Origin of the sequence: Mycolicibacterium aubagnense (assembly GCF_010730955.1) — a bacterium.
Taxonomy (GTDB): Bacteria; Actinomycetota; Actinomycetes; order Mycobacteriales; family Mycobacteriaceae; genus Mycobacterium; species Mycobacterium aubagnense.
Map to the genome: position 1 here is coordinate 3,116,273 of NZ_AP022577.1, position 25,374 is coordinate 3,141,646.

At 65.9% G+C, this 25,374-nt stretch carries 26 protein-coding genes; 10 read left to right on the top strand and 16 right to left on the bottom strand.

The genetic code is table 11. The annotated features are described in order from the left end of the window. On the bottom strand, positions 1–342 hold the full coding sequence (locus G6N59_RS15200; RefSeq protein WP_138233078.1) for a rhodanese-like domain-containing protein: 342 nt from the start codon (positions 340–342) through the stop codon (positions 1–3). A 329-nt stretch (positions 343–671) separates the two neighbouring features. Here G6N59_RS15200 and G6N59_RS15205 point away from each other — a divergent pair, with 329 nt between their 5' ends. The 4 genes from G6N59_RS15205 (at position 672) to G6N59_RS15220 (ending at position 3,226) form a co-directional block, all read left to right on the top strand. Further along, positions 672–893, top strand: a complete 222-nt coding sequence (locus G6N59_RS15205; protein ID WP_138233079.1) for a hypothetical protein — start codon at positions 672–674, stop codon at positions 891–893. 145 nt (positions 894–1,038) lie between these two features. Next, a complete protein-coding gene (locus tag G6N59_RS15210; protein WP_020099575.1) occupies positions 1,039–1,662 on the top strand; it encodes a superoxide dismutase in 624 nt (207 codons plus the stop codon). 184 nt (positions 1,663–1,846) lie between these two features. Next, positions 1,847–2,380, top strand: a complete 534-nt coding sequence (locus tag G6N59_RS15215) for a peptidase (protein ID WP_138233080.1) — start codon at positions 1,847–1,849, stop codon at positions 2,378–2,380. Between the two features lie 447 nt (positions 2,381–2,827). Beyond that, complete coding sequence (locus G6N59_RS15220; protein WP_020099577.1) at positions 2,828–3,226, top strand: helix-turn-helix domain-containing protein; 399 nt, start codon at positions 2,828–2,830, stop codon at positions 3,224–3,226. 47 nt (positions 3,227–3,273) lie between these two features. On the opposite strand, the gene G6N59_RS15225 is transcribed toward G6N59_RS15220, so the two are convergent. The 3 genes from G6N59_RS15225 to G6N59_RS15235 form a co-directional block, all read right to left on the bottom strand. Beyond that, on the bottom strand, positions 3,274–4,437 hold the full coding sequence (locus G6N59_RS15225) for a hypothetical protein (RefSeq protein ID WP_138233081.1): 1,164 nt from the start codon (positions 4,435–4,437) through the stop codon (positions 3,274–3,276). Further along, positions 4,434–4,925 carry an ImmA/IrrE family metallo-endopeptidase gene (locus tag G6N59_RS15230; RefSeq protein ID WP_138233082.1) on the bottom strand — a complete coding sequence of 164 codons (492 nt, stop codon included), beginning with the start codon at positions 4,923–4,925 and terminating at the stop codon, positions 4,434–4,436. The genes G6N59_RS15225 and G6N59_RS15230 overlap by 4 nt, the downstream gene beginning before the upstream one ends. Positions 4,926–4,987: 62 nt before the next feature. After that, a complete protein-coding gene (locus G6N59_RS15235; RefSeq protein WP_138233083.1) occupies positions 4,988–5,989 on the bottom strand; it encodes a hypothetical protein in 1,002 nt (333 codons plus the stop codon). A 767-nt stretch (positions 5,990–6,756) separates the two neighbouring features. Between G6N59_RS15235 and G6N59_RS15240 the strand changes: the two genes are divergently transcribed. Genes G6N59_RS15240 through rraA form a run of 3 tightly spaced genes read left to right on the top strand, consistent with a single transcriptional unit; the run spans position 6,757 to position 8,363 of the window. Beyond that, on the top strand, positions 6,757–7,413 hold the full coding sequence (locus tag G6N59_RS15240) for a DUF6474 family protein (RefSeq protein WP_138233084.1): 657 nt from the start codon (positions 6,757–6,759) through the stop codon (positions 7,411–7,413). A 20-nt stretch (positions 7,414–7,433) separates the two neighbouring features. After that, entirely contained in the window at positions 7,434–7,859 is a 426-nt protein-coding gene (locus tag G6N59_RS15245) for a hypothetical protein (RefSeq protein WP_138233085.1), read from the top strand. Between the two features lie 24 nt (positions 7,860–7,883). Next, complete coding sequence (rraA, locus tag G6N59_RS15250; protein ID WP_138233086.1) at positions 7,884–8,363, top strand: ribonuclease E activity regulator RraA; 480 nt, start codon at positions 7,884–7,886, stop codon at positions 8,361–8,363. Positions 8,364–8,448: 85 nt separating this feature from the next. On the opposite strand, the gene G6N59_RS15255 is transcribed toward rraA, so the two are convergent. Next, on the bottom strand, positions 8,449–9,918 hold the full coding sequence (locus G6N59_RS15255; protein WP_138233087.1) for a flavin-containing monooxygenase: 1,470 nt from the start codon (positions 9,916–9,918) through the stop codon (positions 8,449–8,451). A gap of 78 nt (positions 9,919–9,996) precedes the next feature. On the opposite strand from G6N59_RS15255, the gene G6N59_RS15260 reads away from it, so the two are divergent. Next, on the top strand, positions 9,997–10,638 hold the full coding sequence (locus G6N59_RS15260; RefSeq protein WP_138233088.1) for a TetR/AcrR family transcriptional regulator: 642 nt from the start codon (positions 9,997–9,999) through the stop codon (positions 10,636–10,638). Between the two features lie 43 nt (positions 10,639–10,681). On the opposite strand, the gene G6N59_RS15265 is transcribed toward G6N59_RS15260, so the two are convergent. From G6N59_RS15265 to G6N59_RS15275, 3 genes are read right to left on the bottom strand one after another with little or no spacing between them, the layout of a single operon-like run. After that, positions 10,682–11,866, bottom strand: coding sequence for an FAD-binding domain (locus tag G6N59_RS15265; protein ID WP_138233089.1), 1,185 nt, complete (start codon positions 11,864–11,866; stop codon positions 10,682–10,684). After that, positions 11,863–12,372 carry a nitroreductase family deazaflavin-dependent oxidoreductase gene (locus G6N59_RS15270; RefSeq protein WP_138233090.1) on the bottom strand — a complete coding sequence of 170 codons (510 nt, stop codon included), beginning with the start codon at positions 12,370–12,372 and terminating at the stop codon, positions 11,863–11,865. Before G6N59_RS15270 ends, G6N59_RS15265 begins: the two co-directional genes overlap by 4 nt. Positions 12,373–12,410: 38 nt before the next feature. Further along, the gene (locus G6N59_RS15275; protein WP_407665891.1) at positions 12,411–12,977 is read right to left on the bottom strand and encodes a TetR/AcrR family transcriptional regulator; all 567 of its coding nucleotides are present in this window, start codon (positions 12,975–12,977) and stop codon (positions 12,411–12,413) included. Between the two features lie 122 nt (positions 12,978–13,099). On the opposite strand from G6N59_RS15275, the gene dinB reads away from it, so the two are divergent. After that, positions 13,100–14,320, top strand: coding sequence for a DNA polymerase IV (gene dinB / locus G6N59_RS15280; protein ID WP_138233092.1), 1,221 nt, complete (start codon positions 13,100–13,102; stop codon positions 14,318–14,320). On the opposite strand, the gene G6N59_RS15285 is transcribed toward dinB, so the two are convergent. Genes G6N59_RS15285 through G6N59_RS15300 form a run of 4 tightly spaced genes read right to left on the bottom strand, consistent with a single transcriptional unit; the run spans position 14,317 to position 16,492 of the window. Continuing rightward, positions 14,317–14,709 carry a hypothetical protein gene (locus G6N59_RS15285; protein ID WP_138233093.1) on the bottom strand — a complete coding sequence of 131 codons (393 nt, stop codon included), beginning with the start codon at positions 14,707–14,709 and terminating at the stop codon, positions 14,317–14,319. The two genes, dinB and G6N59_RS15285, sit on opposite strands and share 4 nt — an antisense overlap. After that, a complete protein-coding gene (locus G6N59_RS15290) occupies positions 14,706–15,026 on the bottom strand; it encodes a DUF4333 domain-containing protein (protein ID WP_138233094.1) in 321 nt (106 codons plus the stop codon). Before G6N59_RS15290 ends, G6N59_RS15285 begins: the two co-directional genes overlap by 4 nt. A gap of 28 nt (positions 15,027–15,054) precedes the next feature. Continuing rightward, on the bottom strand, positions 15,055–15,477 hold the full coding sequence (locus tag G6N59_RS15295) for a hypothetical protein (RefSeq protein WP_138233095.1): 423 nt from the start codon (positions 15,475–15,477) through the stop codon (positions 15,055–15,057). 10 nt (positions 15,478–15,487) lie between these two features. Next, the gene (locus tag G6N59_RS15300; protein WP_138233096.1) at positions 15,488–16,492 is read right to left on the bottom strand and encodes a PHP domain-containing protein; all 1,005 of its coding nucleotides are present in this window, start codon (positions 16,490–16,492) and stop codon (positions 15,488–15,490) included. 72 nt (positions 16,493–16,564) lie between these two features. On the opposite strand from G6N59_RS15300, the gene G6N59_RS15305 reads away from it, so the two are divergent. Continuing rightward, the gene (locus G6N59_RS15305; protein ID WP_138233097.1) at positions 16,565–17,416 is read left to right on the top strand and encodes an LLM class F420-dependent oxidoreductase; all 852 of its coding nucleotides are present in this window, start codon (positions 16,565–16,567) and stop codon (positions 17,414–17,416) included. A gap of 142 nt (positions 17,417–17,558) precedes the next feature. Here G6N59_RS15305 and G6N59_RS30580 read toward each other — a convergent pair whose 3' ends face one another. From G6N59_RS30580 to gltB, 4 genes are all read right to left on the bottom strand, one after another. Continuing rightward, positions 17,559–17,699, bottom strand: coding sequence for a hypothetical protein (locus tag G6N59_RS30580; protein WP_138233098.1), 141 nt, complete (start codon positions 17,697–17,699; stop codon positions 17,559–17,561). Between the two features lie 246 nt (positions 17,700–17,945). Next, complete coding sequence (locus tag G6N59_RS15310; protein ID WP_163912030.1) at positions 17,946–18,737, bottom strand: polysaccharide deacetylase family protein; 792 nt, start codon at positions 18,735–18,737, stop codon at positions 17,946–17,948. A gap of 282 nt (positions 18,738–19,019) precedes the next feature. Beyond that, complete coding sequence (locus G6N59_RS15315; RefSeq protein ID WP_138233100.1) at positions 19,020–20,486, bottom strand: glutamate synthase subunit beta; 1,467 nt, start codon at positions 20,484–20,486, stop codon at positions 19,020–19,022. Then, on the bottom strand, positions 20,479–25,086 hold the full coding sequence (gene gltB, locus G6N59_RS15320; protein WP_138233101.1) for a glutamate synthase large subunit: 4,608 nt from the start codon (positions 25,084–25,086) through the stop codon (positions 20,479–20,481). Before gltB ends, G6N59_RS15315 begins: the two co-directional genes overlap by 8 nt. Positions 25,087–25,374 lie beyond the last annotated feature (288 nt).

A 25,374-nucleotide genomic window follows, 5' to 3' on the forward strand; every position in this document is an offset into this window, starting at 1 on the left:
TCAGACGGCGCCGGGGGCGCCGTCGTCGGTGACGACGGCGCGGCCGGAACCCGACCAGGCCAGCATACCGCCGTTGACGTTGACCGGCTCGAACCCGTTGCGGGCCAGGTAATGCGAGACCTTCAGCGATCGGCCACCGGCGTGGCAGATGACGTACAGCGCAGCATCACCGTCGATCTCGCCGAGCCGGGCAGGCACCTCGCTCATCGGGATGTGCTGCGCCCCGGCGGCATGGCCGCGGGCCCATTCGTCGTCTTCCCGCACGTCGAGGAGGACGGCGTTCGCGTCGAACTCGGTGGGCAACTGATCGACGTCAATCTGCGGCACATGCACATCGTCCATGGGGTACATGCTGGCACGAGTCGCACTCGCGCGACCACGGGACGCCACGACAGCAATCGGCCAACTATCCACAGTTTCCACAGGTTCATCCACAGGCTTGCAAGGAGCAATCAGCCGTCCGTACCGGCCAAAGCGCACCGAACCGGAAATTGACTGGGGATAAACAAGGGCCGTTGGTCCCAACTGATCAACAGGCCGATGTGCGGCACGAGCGAAAAAGCTTGCCGAGCTAAGTAATTCTGGTGCCGCAAACCCGACCCACCGCCGATGGCGCCCGATTTCGCCCTCCCGCCGGCAAATGGTTATGATCGGCGTCACAACATCCGGTTGTGACAATCCTCACTCCGCTCGAGATCGGGAACTCAGGATTGTTCTGGCAGGTCAGGGAGTATGCAATGGCGGCACATCCGTTGCGTCCAGGCTCGGGCGCATCGCCGGAGTGGCATTCCGCTTTCCCGTCCCGCACCCACAGTCAACTCATCGCCTGCATCCGCGCCGGCATCATCGCGCTGTTCCTGCTTGTCGTGCTCGTTCTGATCGTTCTGGTCTAAAGCCCCAACCGGCATCGACCACATCCCTGTTACGGGGGGTGTCCTTGCGGTGTGCGCACCGATGGAGCAATGTGGTCTCGGATCTGTGGACGAACCCCAACTAGGGTCGTTGATCCCGCACGCGATCATCTAAGGAAGGAATCCTGTGGCTGAGTACACCCTGCCGGAACTGGACTACGACTACGGCGCTCTGGAGCCGCACATCTCCGGTCAGATCAACGAAATCCACCACAGCAAGCACCACGCGGCCTACGTCAAGGGCGTCAACGATGCGGTGGCCAAGCTTGAAGAGGCGCGGGCCGGAGACGACCACGCCGCGATCTTCCTGAACGAGAAGAACCTGGCCTTCCACCTCGGCGGCCACGTCAACCACTCGATCTGGTGGAAGAACCTGTCCCCCAACGGCGGTGACAAGCCGACCGGCGAGCTGGCCGCGGCCATCGATGACCAGTTCGGTTCGTTCGACAAATTCCGCGCACAGTTCACCGCGGCCGCCAACGGCCTGCAGGGCTCTGGCTGGGCGGTACTGGGCTACGACAGCCTCGGCGGCCGGCTGCTGACCTTCCAGCTGTACGACCAGCAGGCCAACGTGCCGCTCGGCATCATTCCGCTGCTGCAGGTCGACATGTGGGAGCACGCCTTCTACCTGCAGTACAAGAACGTCAAGGCCGACTACGTCAAGGCGTTCTGGAACGTCGTCAACTGGGCCGACGTGCAGGAGCGCTTCGCCGCTGCCACCACGAAGACCAACGGCCTCATCTTCGGCTGATCTCGCGTTTTCCGGTTAACGGGGCGTCGCGCTTCTGCGCGGCGCCCCGTTCTCGTTCACAATGGGCCCAGGGGACACATCTGGCACTCGTGCACTCTTGCGTGCTAACCCGCCACTGCCGCACCCTGTACTGATCGATCCACGGTCGTATCGACATATTGCCGAGCGAGCACCGGAGGCAGCCATGGACAGCGGATCTGGTCAAGCGGTCGAAATTGCACCGTTCCATTCCGGCGGCGCGCTGAAGGGCTTCGTGGTCTCCGGGCGGTGGCCTGATTCCACCAAGGAATGGGCCCAGCTACTGATGGTCGCGGTACGGGTGGCCTCCTTGCCCGGCTTGCTGGCAACCACCACCATCTTTGGCGCGCGGGAAGAACTTCCAGAACATCCACAGCCTGGGACGGTTGGGCTGGTTCTCGCCGAAGGCCCCGTTATCGGCGAAGCTGCGGTGCCACCCGGATACTTCGCCGACCGCCAGCCGCCGGCACTGCTGATGCTCCACCCGCCCGCCGAGACGACACCATCGCTCCCAGAGTGCCGCGGCGCCGCGTCCGGCTGCCTGCTCCTACCCGGGCTCCCTTACCTGGGACTTGATCACCGCGCCGCCTGGGTTGAAGCCGAGGCGGACGGCACCATCACCTCGATGGTCAGCAGGGTCGGGGTGGACCCCATCAGTCACCCCGATACCGCAATTCTGGCGATGCTGCTTGCCGCCTAGCCCAACAGTGGTTTAACAGCAAAGTAGTCCACATTTCCGCCGCGCCTCCGCCATGCCGCTTCGGTGGCTCGACAACCGGCATGAGCGGTTACCGCTTCATGCCGCCACGGTTAATCCCCGGTACGCTAACGGCAAATACTCCGGACGACACCGACCGCCCCATACCCCGATTGCTGAATCGTCCACCACCCGACAGCGACTGCGACGCGACAGGTAGCCGAAGTCCGGGCAAAATAGCATACGCGTCAAAATTTGCCCCACCCGGCTGCAGGTGAGGGCTCGGATCCGCACCCAGAATCCCAGCTCGCGGGCCTATGGACCGACAAATTTGGTAGCTGGACCGGGTTTTCCGTGGTTTGCACTTGGCTCTCGGCGCAACTCTCGCTACGATAGTCAGCAAATAGTGACACTGACGCCTGCAGATATCGCTAAGTGGAGGAATAACCGATGAGCATGACGTTCGCCGCTCGGCTGAACCGGCTGTTTGACACCGTCTACCCGCCAGGACGCGGTGCCCACACATCTGCCGAGGTTATCGCTGCACTCAAGGCCGAAGGTGTGACCATGTCCGCCCCGTACCTGTCGCAGCTGCGTTCGGGCAACCGGACCAACCCGTCCGTCGCGACCATGGCCGCGCTTGCCAACTTCTTCCGGATCAAGCCGGCCTACTTCACCGACGACGAGTACTACGAGAAGCTCGACAAGGAACTGACCTGGCTCGCCAACATGCGCGACGAGGGCATCCGCCGCATTGCCGCTCGTACCGTCGGCCTGTCCCCCGAAGCCAAGAAGGACCTCGCCGACAAGGTCGACGAGCTTCGTCGTCAAGAGAACCTCGACAGCTAATCCGGTTAGCCCGATCGGGCTGACCACAGTACGACCAGCGGATTCCGTTAATCCGCTGGTCGTACTGCTTTAGCCCGGCTTACAGACGCCTTGGCGGTCGTTCTCGCCGCGTCGGCCTTCCCCTGCCGATCCAGCTCGCGGTACTGCGCGGCAATCGCCAGGATCCATTCGCGATCCGAGTACGTCACGGGCTGCCGCAGCCAGGCCGGGCCGGGGAACTTTGTCCGCGACCCACCCTTCGGCCGGTCGCTGCGACCGTCGTAAATCCAGCCGGCCACGCGTCGAGCCTGGGTGTCCGGCGCCACGTCGACGCGCTCGCCGCCCGCAACATGGCCACCGTCCAGCACGGCCGTGGCTTCCAGGTACAGCGCATCGGAGATCAGCGACATCTGCTCCGCGACCCGGAACAGAAGCGGGCCGCGCGGACGCACGCCGATGCCGATGTTCGGATGACGGCGACTCAGTTCGGCGAGCAGCGGAGCGATGGTCCGCAATTCCCGCCGCGCCCCGAACCAATCCTCGACGCTGGGCAGCAGCGAGCCACTGGCCACCACCAGCATGGCGCAGCCGAGGATGGTCGCTGCCGCCCCGACGCCGACCAGCTGGGTGCTGCCCACGGCGCGTAGCAGGATGAAGGCGCTGGCCAGCACGATCAGCACGATGCCGACACTGAAAACGAACAGAGCCCGGCCCCGCCGGGTCCGGTTGGAGTTGCGCACACCGGCCCACGCCACCAGCGTCAGCGCCAGCAGCACGTACAACAACGGCAGCAGCCACGACAGCGAGTTGCCGCCCGACCCGAGATTTCTGCGCAGGTACTCCTCCGGTGCCATCTCCGGCTGCTGCGGGGTCACGAAGAACAGCACCAACGTGAGCACCGCGATCGCCCCGGCGACGCTGTACTGAGCCAGGGCGATGCGGCGGATGACCAGCGGTTTGCGGCTCGACGACGCCGACGTGATCATCACGCAGCTGCCGGCGGCGCAGGCGATCAGTGCCACCTGGCTGAGCATGCTGGAGACGTTGGGCCAGTGCAGGATCGTGTCGAGCAGCAGCGTGAGCGGCTCCCAGTTCAGTGCCGCGACCAAACCCAGACTGCCGAGTGCCACGATCATCGCTGCACTGACGAGTGATTGCTTGTTGACCAGTGCCCAACCGATACGCAGGCCGGTCGCCAGGCCGAGCAGGCCGGCGATTACCCAGATGATCAACCAAACGCCTCGCCGAGACGGATCTGGACGATCGAGGACCGGTCAGAAGGCAGCCGACCCAGCCGGTGGATCAGCAGCGCGGCGAAATCCTCGGCCTCCTGTTCGGCTTCCTCACCAGCCGGACCCATGCAGCCGGTCCGCTGATTCAGCATGTAGCCGATGAGGTCGGAACTCGCCAGCTCCATCGTGTCCCGGGCGGCTTCGACCACGGACACGCCTTCATGGCCGAGCACCAGGTGGCCGAGCTCGTGCGCGAGGGTCCGATCCCCGGCCGGAAGGCCCCGCTGCATGAGGAACACGTCGCGGTCGTTGTACTGGCGCCACTGTCCGCATACCCCGGCCGGGAGGTCTGCCATGGTCACCTCGATGGGGCGGCCACGATCTTCACTGACTGCATCGACGAGACGGGCAAGTGAGACTTCACCACGTCGCGGGGCCAAATCCAGCACCGAATTGACTGCGCGTGTGACACGGCGGCTCGCGGGCATGCCGAACCCCCTTTCACTGCGATTGGCACGGTTGCCATCAATTGTGCCGCAGTCCCGTTCCGTCAGGTCATAAATCGTGCAGTGCCGCTGCGGCGGACCACATGACCAGCGCGCGCCTGCCGGTACCCGACCAGCCCACCGGCACCGGTCAGGATGAGGATGCCGGTGAAGCCGGGGACGGCCACCGCCGCCACCTCACCGAGACCGGCTGCGCGCAGGTAGTCAGGATATCCGGCGCGGAATGCGGGTTCGGCGATGATCTCGTTCTTGGCGCCGAATGTGGTCGGTTGCGGTGACCGCACCGCCGGGACTTCCGCCGGGGCACTGACGACGACCGGGCTGTCGAGTTTCAGGGCGGGAAACGCGGGCGCGTCCAGCACGGGCGCCGACGGCAAGCTCGCCGCCGGCGTGGGCATGCGGTTCTGGCGTCCGAGGTTCATGCTCGGCACGACTTGCTGGCCCAGCATCGAAAGCGACGTCTGCATGAACGGCAGCGACGTCGCCACGTCGAGCGTCGCGTTGGTGAGGCCCGCGACCAAGTCGTACACCGGCTCGAAGTGGGCGAGCACGAAAACCGGAATAGCGGCCAGCTGAGCGAGCACCGGAATGTTCGACATGTCGGGGAGCTGCGGGAGCTGGTCCCACAGCGGCAATCTCGGTACCAGCGACGCCAGCGGAATCTTCGTCAGGTCCACGCTCTGGACGGTGCCGGTCGGACTCATGTGGACCGCCGAGGCCGGCAGGGAGAACGTCAGGCCCATCAGGTTGAGGGTGGTCGTCGGGGCAGGAGTCGTTTTGACGGGCACTGTGGTGGGCAACGTCGGCGATGCGGGACTGGCCGAACCGCTTCCGGAAGTGACGCCGCTCGGGACCGGGAGGGCGGGCAGGCCCGGCAGCGCAGGCAGGTGGGGAAAAGCCGGGAGGCCGAGGAGGCTCGGGATGTTGGGGAGACTGGGGAGCTGAAGGCTGGGGAGGCCCACCGCGGTCGCCGGCGCCGGGCCGGTCACGCCCGTCGGTTCGGTTGCCGCGGCCGGAGCGGGCTGGCTTGTCCCGCCCGTCGTCACGGGCGCCGCGGTGCCGCCCGTCGTCCCGGTTTCGGTCTGCTGCGTCGACGAGCCCGCCGACGGCTGGTGTTCGCCAGCGGCCGGGTTTGACGTTCCGGATTCCTCGGATCGCCCCGGCGAACTTCCCGAATTTTGTTTGCTGGGAGGATTGCTTTCGGATGCATTCTTGCCCGATTCACCGGTATTGCCCGGACTCCGGACACCGGTTTGCGAACCACCGGCAGCAACGCCGCCGGATGTGTCGCGCTTATCCTTCTTCGCGCCCGAACCGGTACTACCGGCAGCCGGCGCCTCGGACTGACCGTCGGCGGGCTTGGTCGCCCGCTCTGGGGTCCCATGCCCGTCACCAGCGGCTGAGCCACCACTGGGCTTCTTGGAGTCGTGATCACCACCGCCACTGTGGTCACTAGAGCCACTACCGGAAGCAGCAGAATCAGCGAAGGCGTTCGCGCCCCCCATGCCAGCGATCAACAGCCCAGATGCCATCAGAGCGGCAGCTGTAGCTATTCGTTGGCGTGGCGCCATCGTCCCCTCCGCTTTCATGGCATCAAAAACCCGCTCAGATGAATTCCGATTAATTGTCTCACAGCGGCCGGACTTTGTTTGCTGGATAAAGTAGCCAGAAATGTGGGAAATTCCACCCTGGAATTGCGGCCGAATTCGACGTGTGACCCGGTGACCGATTCCGGCCCACGGACGATAAGGTGACGTCACCATCGCAGCAAGATCGTGCACACGTGTCGAGGAGACCGGGAGGTCAGCGGAGAATGGGCCTGTTCAAGCGACGCAAGAGCCGGGCAACCCGCCGAGCCGAGGCGAAGGCGATCAAGGCGAAGGCAAAACTCGAGGCGAAGTTGTCCGCGCGGAACGAGGCCCGTCGCATCAAGGCGGACGGCCGTCGGCAAACGAAGCGGGACCGGGCCGGCGTCAAAGCCCAGCGCGACAGCGACAAGATGGCGCTCAAAGTTGCTGAAACCCAGCTGCAAGCGGCCCGCGAGGGCAAGCTGCTGTCGCCGACCAAGATTCGCCGGCTGTTGCTGGTGTCGCGAATCCTCACCCCCGTCGTCGTGCCGGTGGCGTACCGGGCGGTGATCGCCGCGCGCGGAGTCCTGGACCAGCGCCGCGCAGACCAGCTGGGTGTGCCGCTGAGTCAGATCGGCCAGTTCTCTGGCACCGGCGGCGCGTTGTCCGCGCGAATCGCGGGAGCCGAGCGCTCGCTGCGCCAGGTGGCCGAGAACAAGCCCAAGGACGCCGAGACCAAGCAATTCGTGACGACGCTGACGAGCAAGCTGGCCGACCTTTCCGCCGCGGTGACGGCTGCGGAGAACATGCCGGCTCCGCAGCGACGGACCGCGCACGCAGCCATCGACAACCAACTCAATGGCATCGACGCGGACGTCCTGGCCCGGCTCGGGGTGTCGTAACCGCTCGGAGGAGCATCCGCATGGCAGACGAGCAGAATTCCCCCGACGAGTCGCAGCCCGGCGTTCCGGCGAAAGAGGCACCGGCCGCGAAGGCACCGGCCAAGAAGGGCCCCGCCAAGAAGGTGCCGGCGAAAAAGGCCGCTGCCAAAAAGGTGCCTGCCAAGAACGTGCCTGCGAAGAAGACGCCCGCCAAGAAGGCCGCCACCACCGCCCCGGCCAAGAAGGCGCCCGCGAAGAAGGCTCCGCCCAAAGTCGCGCCACCGCAACCGCCGGCACCCGAACCCGAGACCCCGACTGCCGAGCCCCAGGCACCGGCCCCGCTGCCCGTCCTCACGCTGGCTCCGCCAGCTCCCCAGCGCTCCCGGGTGCCGGCGCGCGCGATCATCGCCGCGAGCGTGCTGGTCCTGCTCGTCGTGCTGCTGGTCCGACGCCGCGCCGCGGACTGACACCGCCCCTGAGATAATCAGCGGGTGACCATCGAACCCCGCGCCACCGCTGACCTCGTCGACGAGATCTATCCCGATGTCCGCAGCTGCGATCTGCAGCTGCAGAACTACGGCGGTCGAGCCATGTTCGCCGGCCGGATCACCACGGTGAAGTGCTTCCAGGACAACGCCCTGCTCAAGTCCATCCTGTCGACGCCGGGCGATGGCGGCGTCCTGGTGGTCGACGGCGACGGATCACTGCACACCGCCCTCGTCGGCGACATCATCGCCGGCCTGGCTCACGACAACGGCTGGTCCGGCGTCGTCGTCAACGGACCGGTGCGCGACGCCTCGACGCTGCGCACCATCGACGTCGGTATCAAGGCCCTGGGCACCAACCCCCGCAAGGGCACCAAAACCGGTGCCGGCGAGCGTGACGTCGAGGTCACCTTCGGCGGCGTCACCTTCGTCCCGGGCGACATCGCCTACTGCGACGAGGACGGTATCGTCGTCGTCTCCCCCTAGTCACAAACCGGACCCGCTTGCGGGCACGGCGAAAACCCCCAAAATCCTTTGATTCTGGGGGTTTTCGCGACTGTTGGGCACCGAACTACGCGTTCACGGCCACCCGGTGTTTCGTGAACTGCAGGCCCTGCTCGTCGACCTTGCCGTACCGGATGGTCCGCATGTCGAAGAAGTAGTTCTGCTTCAGCTTCCACGGCGCTTCCGAACCCGACTTGGGCAGGCTGTCCATGGCCCGCTTGAAGTAGCCGGGGGTGAAGTCCATGAATGGCAGCTCGTCGACGCTGTCACCCGGGTGCTGCGGCTCGACGCGGTCAAACCCGTTGGCGTCCATGTAGTTCAGCACGCGGCAGATGAATTCGGACACCAGGTCGGCCTTGAGGGTCCAGGACGCGTTGGTGTACCCGAAGGTGATCGCCATGTTCGGGACGCCCGACAACATGAGGCCCTTGTAGGTCATGCACGACGGCAGGTCGATCGGCTCTCCGTTGCGGTGCGCGACCGCGCCACCGAACAGCTGCATGTTCAAACCTGTTGCGGTGACGATGATGTCGGCCTGCAGCTCCTCGCCCGAGCTCAGCTTGATGCCATTCTCGGTGAAGGTCTCGATGGTGTCGGTGACGACGCCGGCCTTGCCTGAGCGGATGGCCTTGAACAGATCACCGCCCGGCGCCAAGCAGACTCGCTCGTCCCACGGGTTGTAGCGCGGGCTGAAGTGCTTGTCGTAGTCGAAGCCTTCGGGCAGGCGCCGGGTCGCCATCTGGCGCAGCGCCTTCTTGAACACGGCCGGGAACTTGCGGGCGAGCTGGTACTGCCCGGTGCTGTAACCGATCTGCTTCCAGCGGTTCACGAAGTGCGCCAGGTGCTTCGGCAGGTACTTGTTGGTCTGCTTGGCCACCGGGTCCTCGAGCGGCAGCGCGCCGATGTAAGTGGGCGACCGCTGCAGCATGGTCACGTGGCCGACGCCACCGTTCACGAGTGACGGGATCAGCGTGACGGCCGTTGCGCCGGAACCGATCACGACGACGTTCTTGCCGGTGTAGTCCAGGTCCTCGGGCCAGTGCTGCGGGTGCACGATCTGTCCCTTGAAGTCGGCAGCGCCCGGGAACTCGGGCGAGTAGCCCTCGTCGTAGTTGTAGTAGCCGCTACACACCGACAGGAACGACGCGGTGATCTGCTTTTCCTCGCCACCGGCGGTGATGTTGATGGTCCAGCGGTTGTCGGCGTCCGACCAGTCCACCGAGGTGACTTGCTGGCCGGTGCGGATGTGCTGCCGGATGCCGTTCTCGTCGGCGGCCTCGTTGATGTAGTTCCAGATCGACTGGCCATCGGCGATCGACTTGGCCGACTCCCACGGCTTGAACCGGAAGCCGAGGGTGAACATGTCCGAGTCGGAGCGGATGCCCGGGTACTTGAACAGGTCCCAGGTGCCACCGATGTTCTCCCGGCGCTCCAGGATCACGTAGCTCTTGGTGGGACAGCGGTCCTGGAGATGCCAGGCGGTGCTGATGCCGGAGATCCCGGCGCCGACGATGACAACATCGAAGTGTTCGATCATGGTACCGACGGTATCAACACGGTGTTGAGTAGGTCAACGGTGTGTTGAAAAACTCGACAAACTGTTAGTCTCAGCTGCGTGAGTACCGCCGCACAGACCCGGGCGCCCCGGGGCCGACGCGCGGCTCGACCCTCGGGTGACGACCGCGAAGCAGCCATTCTGGCCACTGCGGCGACCCTGTTGGAGCAGCGCTCGTTCTCGGAGATTTCCGTCGACGACCTGGCCAAAGGCGCCGGAATCTCGAGGCCGACGTTCTACTTCTACTTCCCGTCCAAGGAAGCGGTGCTGCTGTCGCTGCTCGACCCGCTGATCAAGCGTGCCGACACCGGCTTCGACGGCGCGCTCGAAGACATGCCGGCCGATCCCAAGCGGGCCATCCGGCACGGCATCGAGATCTTTTTCAGCTCGTTCGGTTCCCACCCGGCCACCGCCAAGGCGGGCGTCGAAGCGGTCAGAACGGTCCCCGAACTACGCGAGTTCTGGGCCGGCCTCATGCACAAGTGGATCACCCTGACCGCCGCCCTGATCACCGCCGAGCGCGCTCGCGGCGCGGCACCCGAGACGCTGTCCGCCCGGGACCTGGCGACCTCGTTGAACTTGATGAACGAGCGCATGATCATGGCCACCCTGGCCGGCGAGCCCGGGGCCGTCGCCCACGACGACGTCGTGAACACCCTCACCCATATCTGGCTGACCAGCATCTACGGCGCCGCCCAATAGCCGTCACCGGCCGCCGTGATGATCACTTCGTGAGGCCGCACCGCTACATTGCGTACGCCGGCAACTCGATCTCGTCGCTGAATTCGCGTCGAATCGCCCACTGCGCCAACGCCGGGACGTCCAGCAGCCTGCTGACCCGGTTGCGCGTCCACAGGCCCAATGAGGTTTTCGGGGCGAGGGCGGCAGCGAATGCCCGCGCCGATTTCTGTTTGCCTTCGATGAGCGCGCGGAGCCGCTGCTCGTAGCAGCGAAACGCCTCACGGTGGTCGCCGCCCGCCTTGTCGAGTTCCCCGGCGAGGACATAGGCCTGCAGCATCGCAAGTCCGGTCCCTTCGCCGGCGAGGAGCGACACACAACACGCCGCGTCGCCGATCAGCGCCACCCGGCCGTTCGACCAGCAGTCCATACTGATCTGGCTGACCCGATCGAAATACAGATCGCCGGCCCGATCCAGCTGGGCGAGGATCTGCGGGCATTCCCACCCGTCGGCTCCGAAAACCTGGCGTAGAACCGTTTTTCCGTCTCGCGTGTCGCCGAGTTCCGCCGGGGCCACCTGGTCGTCGGAAAAGACGAACAGGAACATGGTGCGATCGTTGCGCAGGGCAAACCGCGCCACCATCCGCCCGGCCTGCGCGTAGGCAAGGTAGACGAGTTCGTCGCGCGGCCGGTAGCCCTCGGTTTCGAATGCGGCCACCCAGTACCCCAGATTTTTCGTGAACGCCACATCAGGGCCGAAAACCGCACCCCTTACCGAGGAATGGATGCCATCGGCGCCGATCACCAGGTCGAACTCGCGGTGCCGGCCGCTCCCGAACGCGACCTGCACACCGTCATCACGTTGGTCGATCGCCGCAATGCGGTCGTTGAAGATCGTTTCCACGTCGCCGTCGATGGCTTCGTAGATCAACCTCGCGAGCTCGCCGCGCGGCACGCTGGTGAAGCGCCCGTCGAAGACCTGCCTGAACGGACCCACCCCGAAACCGCCTGTCTTGCGGCCACTTCGATCGAGCAGGCGCACTTCCTCGATCGCGTAGCCCGCCTGCCGCACTGCCGGCGCCAGACCCATTCGGTCGGCGATTGCATAACCCGCGCCCCAGAAGTCGATGACGTAGCCGCCGGTTCGCAACTGCGGGGCGGTCTCGATGAGCACCGGCTCGTGTCCAGTGCGCGACAACCAGTACGCCAGGGTCGGTCCAGCGATGCCGGCACCGCTGATCGCGATCTTCATGAGCGGGCGTCGAGCCGCAGCGCCACCATCGGCAACGGCGTATTGGTCGCGGTCACTTCGGTGCCGAGGGTCTGGTCGAGGACTCCCCTCAACCGTGCCCAGGCGCGCGGGTGGCGGCCGATGTAGGCGCCGAGCGCGCGGTCGGCGTCCGGCTGGTCCAGCACCCGCGCCGTCGCAGCCGCGGGCCGGTGGCTCCCGGCATAGACCCGCACCCGGGGGTTGACCACAATATTGCGGAACCACTGGGCTCTTCCACCGAAACCGGAAGCCACCACGTAGGTATCCGGTGCCGGGTGGTCGATGACTTCCAGGACGACGTGTCGGCGAGCCCCCGACGCGCGTCCGATGTGTTCCAGCATCAACATCCGCGAGCCGAACAGCGCGCCCGCGCCGGCCCGATAGATCCAGATCGGCGCACGCACGAAGCGACGGCACCGCAAGAGTCTCGCCCCGCCGGCGGCCAATGCGCCGCCATCACCAGTCGGCGGAGTGTGGGGGGTGGACATGGTGTTCCCTGCCTTTCTGTAGTGGTGGCGCGGGGCGGTCAGGTGCCGCCCGGCGGCCCGGCCAGACCGTCGCGGTAGATCGCGAAGACCTCCGTGGCCCAGCGGCCCATCCCGGCGGCCGTCAGCGGATCGACGCCGAGCACTTCGGCGAGGTGCCGGCGCAGGATCAGCACCGCCAGGTCGTTGACCATGAGGAAAGCGGCACGCACCGCAGGATCGTCGCCGGCGCCGGCAGCTCCCGCCGTCACCATCGCCGCCAGGGCGTCCTTGCTGATCTCGTACAGCCGCGCGAACAATGTCGAGCCCACGGCGCCGCCCGTGATCAGCAGGCGGCCGAGGTAGTCCGGGATGGCCGACTGCGGCGGCAGATACAAGGCAAACGCATCGAGCATCGTCGGCACCCCGGTCGACTGCAGGCTGGCCTCGCCGCCCTGCTTGGTCACCTGGGTCAGCAGCGCCTCCAGGGTGGCCAGGACATGGTTGTCGACCGCCTCCACCAGACCGTCCTTGGACCCGTAATGCCGTATCACCAGTGCCGCGGAGACGTCGGCCGCAGCGGCGATATCGCGCATCGTGACCGCGTCGGGACCGCGCTCGGCGAACATCCGCAACGCCTCGTCGCGAATTCTGGCCCGCGCCGTCCGATCATCCGCAGCAGGTAAACGCACGTTTACTAATGTAAACAATTGTTTAGCATACGACAAGCCCCTAGGCGCCATACGAACGTATGTGCGAAGCTGATCGAGTGTCAGACCTCCGAGCGGCAATCCTGCATGCCGACCTCGACTCGTTCTACGCATCGGTGGAGCAGCGCGACGATCCCGCGCTGCGCGGGCGGCCGGTGATTGTCGGCGCCGGCGTGGTGCTCGCGGCCAGCTACGAAGCCAAGGCCTTCGGGGTGCGCACCGCGATGGGCGGGCATCAGGCCCGTGACCTCTGTCCGCAGGCCATCGTCGTGCCGCCGCGGATGTCCGCCTACTCGGAGGCGAGTCGAGAGGTCTTCAGGGTCTTTGACGACACCACTCCGTTGGTCGAGCCACTGTCAGTGGACGAGGCCTTCCTGGACGTCAGCGGCCTGGGCCGGGTGTCCGGCACACCGGTGCAGATCGGCGCGCAATTGCGCGACGCGGTCCGCGAGCGGGTCGGGCTGCCGATCACGGTGGGGATCGCCCGGACCAAGTTCCTGGCCAAGGTCGCGAGCCGGGAAGCCAAGCCTGACGGGCTCCTGCTGGTGCCGCCGGACCGCGAGCTGGCATTCCTGCACCCGCTGCCGGTCCAACATCTTTGGGGCGTCGGGGCGAAGACCGCGGACAAGCTCCGCGAACACGGCATCGAGACCGTGGCCGACGTCGCCGCACTGACCGAGTCGGCACTGGGCGCCATGGTGGGTGCGGCAATGGGACGGCAGCTGTACGCGTTGTCGCACAACATTGACCGCAGGCGGGTCACCACCGGTGTCCGGCGCCGCTCGGTCGGCGCTCAACGGGCGGTGGGACGGCGTGGAAACACCATGTCCGACAACGACATCGACGCCATGGTGATCAACCTGGTCGACCGCATCACCCGCCGCATGCGCAGTAGCGGACGGACCGGGCGGACGGTGGTCCTGCGGCTGCGGTTCGACGACTACGGTCGCGCCACGCGTTCGCACACCATGCGCCGCGCCACCGCGTCTACCGAGGAAATCCTCACCGCGGCACGCGGATTGGTAGCCGCTGCGGGGCCGCTGATCGCCGAACGCGGGCTCACCTTGCTGGGGTTCTCGGTGTCGAACGTCGACAACGCCGGCACCGAACAGCTCGAGCTGCCATTCGACGGCGAGCCGGACACCGCCGCGGTCGACTGCGCCGTCGACCTGGTCCGCCACCGGTTCGGCAACGCGTGCCTGACGCGCGGGATGCTGGTCGGCGCAGACCCGGGCTGGGAGATGCCGATGCTTCCGGACTAACCGGTCCGGTACGTCCACCCCGCGTCGGCAACGCACTGCTGGATCGGAATCTTCATGTCGTCGGTCGTGATGAGGTGGTGCATGCAGTTCGAGTTGCCTGACCAGAACAGTTGCAGGTCCCCGGTGTCGTGGCACTCGATCCACTGCCCTTCGGCATCCTGCCGCCATTCGACCAGGTGATCCACTACGTGCAGCAGTTGCTGCTCGGTATCCAGCCGCAGATGGATCTGGAAGGTCAGGGCCACCCCGAGGTCTTCGAGCACCTGCCGCCAGTCCGGATCGCCGAACTTCCACTCGGCCACCAGGTCGACGCCCTCAGCAGCGCCGTCGCGGATCTGCCACGGGCGTGCCGGGCTGTTCAGCTGCAGCAGGCTGTCGCGAAATGTCACTGGCCGGGAATGATCTCGATGCTGAGTGCGATGTCGGACCCCCGGGTGTCGGCAACTCGCACCATCGCGTGGCGAGACTTCGCCCCGGTGACCACGGTGCACGTCTGAGCGGCCCCAACCTTGCCCTCGAGACCGCCATCGCAGACCACGGAGTCGATATGCGATGTGGTCTGGCTGCTCAGTTTGTTCTTGACCGCCGTCTCCAACTGGTCTTTGGACATGGCGGTCACCTGGGAACCAACGTGCAGCGAGCACGAGGCCAGGAGGCCGGCGGCAGCCAACGCGGCGACCCGACGCGTCTTCGATCGAAGGGCCATGCTTACGGAGTATGCCCGCACGCGAGGCTCAGAACTGCGCAACCACGAAACCCGATAGCAGCACCAGGAAACCGCCGACCTCACCGAGGATCAGCGCAACCATCCCGGCATGCAGACCGACGCTCGAGTGCTCGAACTGGTTGGTGGTGTCGCGCCGGAGCCCATGCTGGATGTACGCGGCAATCGCGACGACGAAGAAGAACACCAAAACCATTGCGGCGGTGAGGTTCACCCACGACGGCCAGGCACTGAGCTGCACGAACACCGCGACCAGCAGGGTCGAGAACGAGTACATCAGCGCGGCCCGGTGCGCGATGTCCACATAGGGGTGCGCCAGATGGTCGGGGCCCGTGGCCATCTGCCGGTACTTCCAGATGCCGAGGATCAAGGCCAACAGGAAGATCAGGCCGGCAGCGAAAAGCGTGACGGCGGTGGCGGTACCGAGAAGCATGGGGCCGACGCTACGCGCCGGTCCACGACAGCAACCGATCGACCGGCCAGGTGTTGACGATCCGCTCCTGCGGCACACCGGCATCCAGTGCCCGCTGCGCCCCATAGCCGAGGAAGTCCAACTGGCCGGGCGCATGCGCGTCGGTGTCGATCGAGAACAGGCAACCGGTGTCCAACGCCAGGTTCAGCAGTCGGCTCGGCGGGTCGCGCCGTTCCGGCCGCGAATTGATCTCTACCGCAATACCATTGGTGGCGCACGCTTCGAATACCGCCGCCGCGTCGAATTTCGATTCCGCCCGGATGCCGCGCGAGCCTTCCACCAAGCGGCCGGTGCAGTGCCCCAATATGTTCGCCTGGCCGCCGGACACCGCGCTGACCATACGTCGGGTCATCGCCGCGGCATCCATGGACAGCTTGGAGTGCACACTCGCCACCACCACGTCCAGCCGTTCCAGCAACTCGGGTTCCTGATCCAGCGAGCCGTCGTCGAGGATGTCGACCTCGATGCCGGTAAGGATGTGCATCGGCTCGAAGCGGTCACGGATTTCGTCGATGATGTCCAGTTGCTGCCGGAGCCGGTCCGCACTCAGCCCGTTGGCTACGGTCAGCCGCGGCGAGTGGTCGGTCAGTGCGCAGTACTCGTGACCCAAACGCTGTGCGGTAGCCATCATTTCGCTGATCGGCGCCGATCCGTCGGACCAGTTGGAGTGCAGGTGCAGGTCCCCCTTCAGCGCCGTACGCAGCTCGGCGCCGCCCAAATCGGCTGCGGCGGAACGCAGCTGGACCAACGCATCGGGCTCACGACCCGCCCACGCCTGGGAGATCACCGCGGCGGTCTTGGGCCCGACGCCGGCCAGCTGCTGCCAGCCATTGGTGCGGCCCAGCTTTTCGCGCTGCTCCGGACTCAGCGCCTCAATTACGTCGGCGGCTTTGCGGTAGGCCATGACGCGGCGCGATTCTTCGCGCGCGCGGTCCTTGTAGAAGGCGATCTCCCGCAGCGCGTCCACCGGATCCATGGCGTCCAGTCTGCCAACGCATCGGGGAAACTCACAGGAATTAGTCGACGGTCTTGACTAGTTTCACTAAGCGTGCGATTCGCCTTCAAAACCTCACCGCAAGACACCACCTGGTCGGACATGCTCGCCGTCTGGCAGGCCGCCGACGATATCGACGCCTTCGACTCCGGTTGGACCTTCGACCACTTCTATCCGATCTTCTCCGACTCCAGCGGCCCGTGCCTGGAGGGCTGGGTCACGCTGACCGCGCTGGCCCAGGCCACCACCCGGCTGCGGGTCGGCGTGCTGGTGACCGGCATTCACTACCGGCACCCGGCTGTCCTGGCCAACATGGCGTCAGCGTTGGACATCGTGTCGGGCGGCCGCCTCGAACTGGGAATCGGCGCCGGCTGGAACGAGGAGGAGTCCGGCGCCTACGGCATCGAGCTGGGCTCCGTCAAAGAGCGGTTCGACCGCTTCGAAGAGGCCTGCGCTGTGCTCAAGGGGCTCCTCACTCAGGACACGACGACGTTCGACGGGAAGTTCTACCAACTGAAGGACGCCCGCAACGAGCCGAAGGGGCCGCAGCAGCCGCACCCGCCATTCTGCATCGGCGGTAGCGGCGAGAAGCGCACCCTGAAAATCACCGCCAAATACGCCGATCACTGGAACTTCGTCGGTGGTCCGCCCGAGGAGTTCGCCCGCAAGCGCGACGTCCTCGCCGCACATTGCGCCGATATCGGCCGCGATCCCAAGGAGATCACGTTGTCGGCCCACGTCCGGCTCGGCCAGGATCGGGACTACCGCAAGGTGGTCGACGAGGCCGCAGGCCTGGGTGCCGAAGGCCTGGATCTGGCGATCATCTACATCCCCCAGCCGCATGACCCCGCCGTACTCGAACCACTTGCCGAGGCGATCCGCGACTCCGGTCTGCAGACAGCCTGAGATACGGAAACCGCCCGGAGCCGAGAAATCGGTTCCGGGCGGGCGTGGGTTCTTAATTATCGCGAAGTCACAAATTGGTAACGATCAGCAAATTCGCTGACGTTACCGCCGGCCGCACGTGGCCGAAGCGGTCGATCAGTCGCTAGACGCCGAAGCGGACCATGTCCGCCGCGGTGACCAGACGCTCGTTCTTGGCCGGAAACTCGCGGCTCTTGACCGGGTGGCGGAACAGGGACCAGGCAATACGGCCCATGCGCGAACGCGAAATCGGGTTGTTGTACACGGTGATCACTCCTGCGGTCGGCGATTGGTTGCACCGTGGGGCCAGACTAACGCAAGGCCCTCGCGATTTCATTACAACGCCGGTCACCGGCAAACGTCCGGAGGCGCGCCGAAAGTAACTGCGGCGTGTCTGGTGTGACTGATGTGATTCATGTTGCGCGATAAGTCCTTAAAGCCCTCTTAAGTTAAGAGATTGAACTCCCCCCAAGTGACCCACGAGACAATATGAGCTACATCACTTTTCGAATCAGACAGGGAGTTCGCGCGGCTTCCGGAACACATCGTCGAGCGTGACGGTGCGCAGGTTGCGTTCCTTCAGCAGATCGACCAGTTGGCCATAAACGTGCGTCACCGGCAGGTGGTTCAGGTGTCCGATGACCACCGTCTGCTCGGTGAAGTACTTGCCCGCCATCTTGAGGATGTAGTCCTCGGTCACGATGTTCTCGTCACCCAGCGATCCCGTCCACATCGTCGGCGTCGAGTAGCCGAGCTCCGCGGCGATCCGGTCGACGATCGCGTTGTGGCTGCCATAGGGCGGCCGGAAGTACGGCCGGGAGTCGACGCCGAAGGTCGACTGCAGGAACTTGTGGTTGCGCTCCAGCTGGTCGACGATCTCGTCCTTCGACAGTTTCGCCAGGTCCGGATGTGACCAAGTGTGGTTGCCCAACTGAATCTGCCCCGACTCGACCAACGGCAGCATCAGGTCCCGATTCTCGGTCCACGACTGATACCTGCCGTTGACGAAGTAGGTGAGCCGCATCCCGGTGTCGCGCGCCAGTTTGGTGTACGCGCGCACCACCTCGGAACTCACGCCGTCGTCGAGCGTGATCGCGACTCGATTGCCGGCCACACCCGGCAGGCTGCTGAGTTCGCCGCCACCGGGCAACGCCAACTCCATGCCGCGCCTGACCGGTTCCGCCGGCGCCTTCGGCGGCGCCGCGGCCACGCTGGTGGCCGGACCGTCGACAGCGCATCGCGCCAGGCCGACCCCGGCGACCACCGAGGCCGACAAGCCCACCAAAAAGCGTCGCCGGCTCAGCTCGGAGCCGGCGAACAGGGATCCGGGGGTAGTGGAGTAGTTCGCCATAAGTATTCAGTTCTGGTCGATCGAGACCCGAACCGACTCATTGTGCAACTTTCGTAACACCAGCCTCACACGACACACCCGGATGTATCGAGCTGTTACCAAGGCCATTGACTGAACGCCCACACCGGGGAAGGCAGGTGGGCGCAGAAAGCAGTTCGCCGGCCCCAGGAAACCTGGGACCGGCGAACGGAATGCCTAACTCAGCGCTGTGTCATCGGCTCTTCGCGCAAGCGCTCAGCGCTGAGGCGCAGCTGTCGGCTTGATCGGCTTCGGCAGCGCCGACTCACCCATCAGGTAGCGGTCGGCACCGGCGGCCGCGGCGCGACCCTCGGCGATGGCCCACACGATCAGCGACTGGCCGCGGCCCATGTCACCGGCTACGAACACGCCGGGCACAGTGGTCTGGAAGTCGTTGTCCCGGGCCACGTTTCCGCGGTCGGTCAGCTCCACACCCAGCTCGGTCAGCAGGCCTTCGCGCTCCGGGCCGACGAAGCCCATGGCCAGGAAGACGATGTCCGCCGGGAGTTCGAAGTCCGAACCCTCGACCTTCTCGAACCGGCCGGCCTTCATCACGACCTCATGCACCTTCAGTGCGGACACCTTGCCGTCGGTGCCCAGGAACTCCTCGGTGTTGACCGAGAAGACGCGCTCGCCGCCCTCTTCGTGTGCCGAAGACACCCGGAACATCAGCGGGTAGGTCGGCCACGGGGTCGACTCGGCGCGCTCCTCCGGCGGACGCGGCATGATCTCGAACTGGTGGACGCTCTCGGCACCCTGCCGGTGCGCGGTGCCCAGGCAGTCAGCGCCGGTGTCACCGCCACCGATGATGACGACCTTCTTACCCTTGGCCGTGATCGGCGGCTGGCCGTCCGGTCCGAGGACGTCGTCGCCGAGCTGAACGCGGTTGCCCCACGGCAGGTACTCCATGGCCTGGTGGATGCCGTCGAGCTCGCGGCCCGGGATCGGCAGGTCACGCCATGCGGTCGCGCCGCCGGCCAGGACCACCGCATCGAAGTCTTCCTGCAGCTGCTCGACGGTGAGGTCGACGCCGACGTTGACGCCGGTGCGGAACTGCGTACCCTCGGCCGCCATCTGCTCCAGACGACGGTCGATGTGCCGCTTCTCCATCTTGAATTCCGGGATGCCGTAGCGCAGCAGGCCGCCGATGCGGTCGGCCCGCTCGAAGACGGTCACGTCATGTCCGGCGCGGGTGAGCTGCTGGGCAGCGGCCAGACCGGCCGGTCCGGAACCGACGACGGCGACCGTCTTGCCGGTCTTCACGTCCGGAACCATCGGCTTGACCCAGCCCTTGTCGAAGGCGTTGTCGATGAGCTCGACCTCGACCTGCTTGATGGTCACCGGGTCCTGGTTGATGCCGAGGACGCACGACGCCTCACACGGTGCCGGGCACAGCCGCCCGGTGAACTCCGGGAAGTTGTTGGTGGCGTGCAGGCGCTCGATGCCGTCACGCCAGCGGTCCCGGTACACCAGGTCGTTCCACTCGGGGATCAGGTTCCCCAGCGGACAACCGTTGTGGCAGAACGGGATACCGCAGTCCATGCAGCGCGAAGCCTGGACCTGCAGGGTCTCCTTCGAGAACTCCTCGTAGACCTCTTTCCAGTCCTTGAGGCGCAGGTCGACCGGCCGGCGAACCGGGGTCTGACGGTGGGTGTGCTTGAGGAAGCCGTTCGGATCAGCCACGAGCGGCCGCCATGATCGCTTCGCCGACGTCCTCGCCGGCGGCCTCGGCCCCGGCGATCGCCTCAAGTACCCGCTTGTAGTCGCGCGGCATCACCTTGATGAACTGCTCCTTCTGATTCTGCCAGTCGGCCAGAATCCGCTGTCCCACAGCCGATTCCGTTCCATCGACATGAGCGGTGATGATCTCGTGCAGCCACAGTTCGTCCGTGGCGTCCAGCGCATCGAGATCGACCATCTCGCCGTTGATGTTGCCCGGCAAGGCACCCTGCGGGTCGTACACGTAGGCCATCCCGCCGGACATACCTGCGGCGAAGTTACGGCCGGTCGCACCGAGGATGACCACCTTGCCACCGGTCATGTACTCGCAGCCGTGGTCACCGACGCCCTCGACGACCGCGTGGGCACCCGAGTTACGCACCGCGAACCGCTCGCCCACCACGCCGCGCAGGAAGGCCTGGCCGCTGGTGGCGCCGAACAGGATCACGTTGCCGCCGATGATGTTGTCCTCGGCCACGTAACCCGCCGGCGCGTTCTTCGACGGCCGCACCACGAGGCGTCCACCCGAAAGACCCTTACCGACATAGTCGTTGGCGTCGCCATTCACCCGGAGCGTGATGCCCTTCGGCAAGAAGGCGCCGAAGCTGTTACCGGCCGAGCCGTCGAACGTGATGTCGATGGTGCCGTCCGGAAGACCTTGGCCGCCATGAACCTTCGTGACCTCGTGGCCCAGCATCGTGCCGACGGTGCGGTTCACGTTGGTGATCTTCATCGCGAGGCTCACCGGCACCTTGGACTCGATGGCGTCCCGGCACTCGGCGATCAGCTGCTGGTCGAGCGCCTTGTCCAGACCGTGGTCCTGGCTCGACGTGCAGTACAGATCCTGCTTCATGAAGGCCGACTCCGGTTCGTACAGCACCGGGGTCAGGTCCAGCTTCTGCGCGCGCCAGTGCGCGATGGCCTTGCTGGTGTCCAGCGCGCCGACCTGACCGACCATCTCGTTGATGGTTCTGAAACCAAGTTGGGCCATCAACTCCCGGACCTCTTCTGCGATGAACAGGAAGAAGTTCTCGACGAATTCCGGCTTGCCGGTGAAGCGCTCGCGCAGCACCGGGTTCTGGGTGGCCACACCCACGGGGCAGGTGTCGAGGTGGCAGACGCGCATCATGATGCAGCCCGAGACCACCAGCGGCGCGGTGGCGAAACCGAACTCCTCGGCACCGAGCAGCGCGGCGATCACCACGTCGCGACCCGTCTTGAGCTGGCCGTCCACCTGCACGACGATGCGGTCGCGCAGACCGTTGAGCAGCAGGGTCTGCTGCGTCTCGGCCAGACCCAGTTCCCACGGAGCACCCGCGTGCTTCTGCGAGGTCAGCGGGGTCGCGCCGGTACCACCGTCGTGGCCGGAGATGAGCACCACGTCGGCATGGGCCTTGGACACCCCGGCCGCCACCGTTCCCACACCATTTTCGGACACCAGCTTCACGTGGATGCGGGCCTCGGGGTTGGCGTTCTTCAGGTCGTGGATCAGCTGCGCCAGATCCTCGATCGAGTAGATGTCGTGGTGCGGCGGCGGCGAGATCAGACCGACACCCGGGGTCGAGTGCCGCACCTCGGCCACCCACGGGTACACCTTGTGCCCCGGAAGCTGACCGCCCTCACCGGGCTTGGCGCCCTGGGCCATCTTGATCTGGATGTCGGTGCAGTTCGTCAGGTAGTGCGACGTGACACCGAAGCGGGCCGACGCGACCTGCTTGATGGCACTGCGCCGCCAGTCGCCGTTGGCGTCCCGGTCGAAGCGCTCGACGTTCTCGCCGCCCTCGCCCGAGTTCGACCGTCCGCCAAGGCGGTTCATGGCGATGGCCAGGGTCTCGTGGGCCTCGGCCGAGATCGAGCCGTAGCTCATCGCGCCCGTGGAGAACCGCTTGACGATCTCGCTGGCGGACTCCACCTCGTCGATCGAGATCGGTTCGCGCACACCGTCTTTGAACGTGAACAGACCACGCAAGGAGGCCATGCGCTCGCTCTGGTCGTCGACCAGCTTGGTGTACTCCTTGAACACCGAGTACTGCCCGGTGCGGGTGGAGTGCTGCAGCTTGAACACCGTGTCCGGGTTGAACAGGTGGTACTCGCCCTCACGGCGCCACTGGTACTCGCCACCGACCTCGAGCTCGCGGTGCGCCCACTCGTCGGGCCGGTCCAGGTAGGCCAGGTTGTGTCGCGCTGCGACGTCGGCCGCGATGTCGTCGAGGTCGATACCACCGGTCGGACAGGAGATGCCGGTGAAGTACTCGTCGAGCATCCGCTGGTTCAGACCGACGGCCTGGAACAGCTGGGCGCCGGTGTAGGAGGCCAGCGTCGAGATGCCCATCTTGGACATCACCTTCAGCACGCCCTTGCCGGCGGCCTTGACGTAGTTGGCCTTGGCCTGGTCGCTGGTCAGGCCGGTGATGACACCGCGGTCCACCATGTCGTCGATGGTCTCGAACGCCATGTACGGGTTGATGGCGGCGGCACCGACACCCACCAGCATGGCCATGTGGTGCACCTCGCGGGCGTCACCGGACTCGACCACCAGGCCGACCTGGGTGCGGGTGCGTTCCCGAACCAGGTGGTGGTGGACGGCCGCCGTCGACAGCAGCGACGGGATCGGCGCGAGCCATTCGTTGGACTCGCGGTCCGACAGCACGATGATTCGCGCGCCGTTGCGGATGGCCTGCGACACCTTGGTGCGCACATCCTCCAGGGCGCGGCGCAGGCCGGCACCGCCGTCGGCGACGGGGTACAGGCAGCTGACGACCGCAGCGCGCATACCGTGCTTGCGGCCCCGGATCTCGTGGTCGGGGTCGACGCAGATCAGCTTGGACAGCGCGCCGTTGCGCAGGATCGGCGACGGCACGACGATCTGCCGGCACGAGTTCTCGTCCGGGTTCAGCAGGTCACCCTCGGGGCCGATGACGCCCGAGAGGCTGGTCACGACCTCTTCCCGGATGGCGTCCAGCGGCGGGTTGGTGACCTGCGCGAACAGCTGCTGGAAGTAGTCGTAGAGCATCCGCGGCCGCTGCGAGAGCACAGCGATCGGCGTATCGGTACCCATGGAGCCCAGCGCCTCCGCGCCGGTGCGGGCCATGGGCACGATCAGCTGGGTGACCTCTTCGTTCGTGTAACCGAACGCCTGCTGCCGCAGGACCACGCGGTGGTGCGGCATCTTGACGTAGTCGCCGGGAGGCAGGTCGTCGATATGGAACAGACCGTTGTCGAGCCACTCCTGGTAGGGGTGCTCGGCGGCCAGCTTCGACTTGATCTCTTCGTCGTCGACGATGCGACCCTCGGCCATGTCCACGAGGAACATGCGGCCCGGCTGCAGGCGCATCTTCTTGACGACGGTCGATGGGTCCAGGTCCAGGACGCCGGCCTCGGAGGCCATGACGACCAGGCCGTCATCGGTGACCCAGATACGCGACGGACGCAGGCCGTTGCGGTCCAGGACCGCGCCCACGATGGTGCCGTCGGTGAAGCAGACCGACGCCGGGCCGTCCCACGGCTCCATGAGCGACGAGTGGTACTGGTAGAACGCCCGCCGGGCGGGGTCCATGGTCTCGCTGCGTTCCCAGGCCTCGGGGATCATCATCAGCACCGCGTGGTGCAGCGGACGTCCACCCAGGTGCAGCAGCTCGAGCGCCTCGTCGAACCGCGCGGTGTCCGAGGCGCCCGGCGTACAGACCGGGAAAATCTTGTTCAGGTCGTTGTGGTACCCGAACACGTCGGTGTGGATCAGCGCCTCGCGGGCCCGCATCCAGTTCTCGTTGCCGTTGACGGTGTTGATCTCACCGTTGTGGGCGACCCGGCGGAACGGGTGCGCCAGCGGCCACGACGGGAACGTGTTGGTCGAGAACCGCGAGTGCACGATGCCCAGCGCGCTGGTCATGCGCTCGTCCTGCAGGTCCAGGTAGAACGCCTTGAGCTGCGGGGTGGTGAGCATGCCCTTGTAGACGATGGTCTTGCCCGACAGGCTCGGGAAGTACACGGTCTCGCGACCGGGGCCGTCCTGACCCGGGCCCTTGGTACCCAGCTCGTGCTCGGCGCGCTTGCGGATCACGTAGACCCGGCGCTCGAGGGCCATGTCGGACGCACCGGCGATGAAGATCTGACGCAGCGTCGGCATGGCGTCGCGCGCCAGAGCACCCAGCGACGAGTCGTCGAACGGCACGTCGCGCCAGCCCAGGACCTGGAGGCCCTCGGCTTCGACGATCTTCTCGACGGCCTCGCAGGCCAGATTGGCGTCGCGGGCCGACTGCGGCAGGAAGGCGATGCCGGTGGCGTAGCTGCCCTCGGCGGGCAGCTCGAAGCCTTCCTCCGCGCACACGGCGCGGAGGAACGCGTCGGGAATCTGCAGCAGGATGCCCGCGCCGTCGCCGGTGTTCGGCTCGGCACCTGCAGCACCGCGGTGCTCCAGGTTCAGCAGTGCGGTGATCGCCTTGTCGACGATGTCACGGCTGCGACGTCCATGAATGTCCGCGACCATCGCGACGCCACAGGCGTCGTGTTCGTACGCGGGGTTGTACAGCCCGACCTTGCTAGGCCCGCCGTGCTGCGGCGTCATTCCCACCTAACCCTTCACCATCTTCTTTACGAAGCATCGCTTGACCGCCGCTTTTCAGCGGCGCCAGCGGACTGAGCGACGGTATGCCAGCGTGCAGCACTGAACGACGGGCCGTCCCGCTCGCCTCGATTGAGACAAAACGATATGACAAACCCGGCCTGACATGCCAACTTAGGCAGACCTAATGAGGTTGCTGCGACTGTGGTCGACAACACTCTGAAGCTACCGGTCGGTAGGTCCAATTGTATTGGAGCCCTTGCGGTTTCGCCAATCGATTCCGGTCACATC